6 protein-coding genes are annotated in these 3,517 nt (G+C 73.9%); all 6 read left to right on the top strand.

Annotated features, from left to right (window positions below; genetic code table 11):
• Nucleotides 1-1,042 (top strand): GYF domain-containing protein (locus VFZ20_RS30655; RefSeq protein ID WP_329687779.1); only part of this gene is annotated, 1,042 nt, incomplete at its 5' end.
• A gap of 97 nt (nt 1,043-1,139) precedes the next feature.
• On the top strand, nt 1,140-1,568 hold the full coding sequence (locus tag VFZ20_RS30660; RefSeq protein ID WP_329687780.1) for a hypothetical protein: 429 nt from the start codon (nt 1,140-1,142) through the stop codon (nt 1,566-1,568).
• Nucleotides 1,569-1,699: 131 nt separating this feature from the next.
• Nucleotides 1,700-1,921 (top strand): DUF2997 domain-containing protein, encoded by a 222-nt coding sequence (locus VFZ20_RS30665; protein ID WP_329687781.1) that lies wholly within the window; start codon nt 1,700-1,702, stop codon nt 1,919-1,921.
• A gap of 8 nt (nt 1,922-1,929) precedes the next feature.
• Nucleotides 1,930-2,544 carry a 4Fe-4S single cluster domain-containing protein gene (locus VFZ20_RS30670; protein ID WP_329687782.1) on the top strand — a complete coding sequence of 205 codons (615 nt, stop codon included), beginning with the start codon at nt 1,930-1,932 and terminating at the stop codon, nt 2,542-2,544.
• 13 nt (nt 2,545-2,557) lie between these two features.
• Complete coding sequence (locus VFZ20_RS30675) at nt 2,558-2,812, top strand: hypothetical protein (RefSeq protein WP_329687783.1); 255 nt, start codon at nt 2,558-2,560, stop codon at nt 2,810-2,812.
• 59 nt (nt 2,813-2,871) lie between these two features.
• Nucleotides 2,872-3,517: DUF2071 domain-containing protein (locus tag VFZ20_RS30680; RefSeq protein ID WP_349264151.1), on the top strand; the 646-nt coding region annotated here is incomplete at its 3' end.

The following is a 3,517-nucleotide window of genomic DNA, read 5'->3' on the forward strand; positions in this document are numbered from 1 at the left end:
GGAGGAGCTGCGGGCGCTGCTGGAGTCGCTGGGCGGAGACTGGCTGTTCGCCGCGCCCGACGTCCCGCCCCGCAAGGAGCGCGGCGCCCGCGAGAGCATGGGCATCGCGCCGGACGAGACCGTGCTGGCGCTGGCGGATTCCACCATCTTCGGCAGCGGGCGCGACGGGCTGGTCATCGGCGCCGGCGGCATCTACTGGCAGAACTCCATCGTGGGCGGCAGCGACAACGGGCGGCTGTCGTGGGACGCCTTCGCCCGCGTCCGCGCCATGCGCGCCACGGACCTCACCATCCTGGGCGAGCGCGACTGGGTGAACCCGCCGGCCACCCACGGCGAGGACGTGGAGCGGCTGCTGCTGCACCTGCAGTGGTGGGCCCGCGCGCGCATGTCGCCCGGGCAGCGCCGCGAGGCCATCGCCGCCGCCGGCGAGGCGGAGCCCGGGCTGCCCGGCGCCGCGCGTCAGACGGCGGGAGCCTCGTTCGTTTCACCTCCGGCGTCCGGCGCGGCGCCGGGTGTCACGTGGCACTTGGCTATTCACGGCGCGCAGTACGGGCCGTACGAGGCAAACATGATCGGCATCATGGCCGCCTCCGGGCAGATCGACCCGGAGGCGTGCCTCGCCTGGACGGAGGGAATGGCGGCCTGGACGCCCCTGCGCCAGGTGCCCGCGCTCGCCGCCCTCGTGGGCCCGACGCCGGCCCCCGCCGCGCCGCCCCCGATCCAGGCGCCGGCGTACGCGGCCTCGGCTCCTGCTCCGACCTACGCGGCTCCCGCGCAGCCACAGGCGGCGACACCGGATACGACGGCGGCGGATGCGCTGATCGACGTCAACAATGCGCCGCTGGAGGAGCTGCTCGCGCTGCCGGGGATGACGCGGGCGAACGCGGAGCGGGTGGTGCGGGAGCGCGGGACGCGTGGCGGATTCGCGGACGCGGACCAGCTGGGCCAGCTGCTGGGCCTGCAGCCGCACCACGTCCAGCGCCTGCGGATGATGGTGACGTTCGGCCGCGTGGCCCCGCGCGCCCGCACCCTGGACTTCTGACGGCCGTCCTCGGGGCGCGGTCGTTGCCGCGCGCACCGCTGACGCGCGGCCGCGGTCTTTCACGTTCTGCCCCCCACCCTGTCGCGAGGTGTTGAACATGCATGCCAGGTACCTGCCCCTGCTTTCGCTGCTGGCCGCCTGCGCGGGTGGCGCGGCTGTAAACGAGTCCAGCCCCGCACCGGCCACGGACGCCTCCACGGCCATCATGGTCGACTCCGGGAACGCCGCGGTCGACCCGTTGGGGTGCGTGGAAAAGCTCCTGGGCGATTCGTACTACAAGGAGGGCGGCAGCGTTCAGGCGGGGTTCCTCCGCTTCACCTCCCCCCCGCTGCGGGGAGGCCTGCTTCGACGGCGCCCCGGCGCCACCCTCGTCACCATCACGCGGTCGAACGGCGTGCTTTACGTGGAGGGCCCGTCCGACGAGCGCTACGGTACGCGCTCCACCGACCTCCTCATCCGTGGCATCCGCGAGCGGTGCAACGTGCCCGTGTCGGCCTCTCCGCGACCCGCGGCCCGGGCATACTGACCTTCCGGGGCACCTGGCCGGGGAGCGCGCGCGGACGGCTTTCGGCGCGCGCGGCTCCCCCGGCGGGCGCGCGGTCGATCCACGACGTTCCCGACGTGCGGGACGAACATCCACGGATCACGACGGAGACCATGTCTCAGCGCATCCAGCTGCGCGTGTACCCGGACGGCCGCATCGAAGCGGTCACGCAGGGCGTCAAGGGAAAGAAGTGCACCGACTACATCGCGGTGCTGGAGGAGCTGCTGCGGGCGGAGACCATCCAATCCGCCTGGACGCCCGAGTACTACGAGCAGGAAGACGCCCGGGTGCGGCAGCAGGAGCAGATCCAGCAGCGCGTCCAGGGCCACGCGTGACCACTGCGATGGCGACGCGGCTGCGCATCCACCGCTTCGTGCCGTTCACGCGCGCGGAGGGGCCCGGCGACCGCGCGTGCCTGTGGGTGCAGGGCTGTCCCATCCGGTGCGCCGGCTGCGCCGTCCCGTGGACCTGGGACGCGGACGGCGGCGAGTGGACGGACGTCGCCGCGCTCGCGGAGCACATCCTCCGCGGCCCCGCGGTGGAGGGCGTCACCTTCCTGGGCGGCGAGCCGTTCGAGCAGGCGGCCGCGCTGGCGGAGCTGGCACGGATTGTCCGGGGCGCCGGCCTGTCCGTGCTCACGTTCAGCGGCTACACCATCGAGAAGATCCGCCGCGCGGACCGGGCGGACTGGAACGCGCTGCTGGCCGCGACGGACCTGCTGATCGACGGGCCGTTCGTCCGCGACCGGCTGGACCTGTCGCGGCCGTGGGCGGGCTCGTCCAACCAGCGATACCACTTTCTCACGGACCGCTACCGGCACCTGGAGCCGGAGCTGTCGCGCATCCCGCAGCGCCTGGAGGTGCGCGTGCACCCCGACGGGCGCCTGGAGCTCAACGGGATGATCACCGACGCGGACCTGGCCGGGCTCATCGGCCCCGCGCCCCTACCCCTCGCCTGACGGAGACCGCGCCATGAAGCGATCCCTCGTGCTGTGCGCCGCACTGACGCTGGCCGCCTGCGGCGCATCGGAGACCCCGCCGCCTTCGGACGAGGCGGCCACCACCCTGCCCGCGGACAGCACGGACCTGGAGGGCACGCCCCGGGCCGGCGTGGTGCCCGCCGTGCAGCAGCGCGCCGACCAGGCCGAAGCCGACATGGCTGCCCGCGCCCGCGAGGCCGAGGCACAGGTGCAGGCCGCCGAGGGCAACGGCACGTCGCAGCCGTGACGCCCGTCGCCACGCCGCCCGCTCCGCCCTTCCTGACGGCGGAGTGGCGCTGGCTCCTGATGCTCAACTACGCGGTGGATCCCGCCCTGCTGCGTCCGCTCGTCCCCGCGGGGACGGAGCTGGACGAGTGGGGCGGCGTCACGTACGCCAGCATCGTGGGCTTCCTCTTTCGACGGACGCGGGTGCTGGGCGTGCCCATCCCGTTCCACGTGCGCTTCGAGGAGCTCAACCTGCGCTTCTACGTGCGGCGGCGCGGGCCGGAGGGATGGCGGCGGGGCGTGGTGTTCGTGAAGGAGGTGGTGCCGCGGTTCGCCATCGCGGCCGTGGCGCGCTGGGTCTACAACGAGAACTACGTGGCACTTCCCATGCGGCACCGCGTGTCGCTGGATACGCGGACGGGCGGGGAGGTGGAGTACGGATGGCGCGCGGGCGGGCGCTGGTCGACCGTGCGGGCGCGGGCGCGCGGGCCGGCGGCGCCGCTGGTGGAGGGATCGGAGGAGGAGTTCATCACCGAGCACTACTGGGGCTACGCCGCCCAGCGCGACGGCGGATGCGTGGAGTACCAGGTGGAGCATCCGCGCTGGAGCGTGTGGCGCGCCGACGAGGCGGTGCTGGACGCGGACGTCGCCGCGCTCTACGGCCCCGCCTTCGCCGAGCCGCTGTCCGCCCCGCCGCGATCCGCCCTCATCGCAGACGGCTCGCCCA

The sequence above is a fragment of the Longimicrobium sp. genome (assembly GCF_036280135.1).
Classification (GTDB): domain Bacteria; phylum Gemmatimonadota; class Gemmatimonadetes; order Longimicrobiales; family Longimicrobiaceae; genus Longimicrobium.

Coding starts and splice junctions, on each gene's coding strand:
- VFZ20_RS30670 (WP_329687782.1), top strand. CDS start 1,930: ATGGCGACGCGGCTGCGCATCCACCGCTTCGTGCCGTTCACGCGCGCG.
- VFZ20_RS30665 (WP_329687781.1), top strand. CDS start 1,700: ATGTCTCAGCGCATCCAGCTGCGCGTGTACCCGGACGGCCGCATCGAA.
- VFZ20_RS30675 (WP_329687783.1), top strand. CDS start 2,558: ATGAAGCGATCCCTCGTGCTGTGCGCCGCACTGACGCTGGCCGCCTGC.
- VFZ20_RS30660 (WP_329687780.1), top strand. CDS start 1,140: ATGCATGCCAGGTACCTGCCCCTGCTTTCGCTGCTGGCCGCCTGCGCG.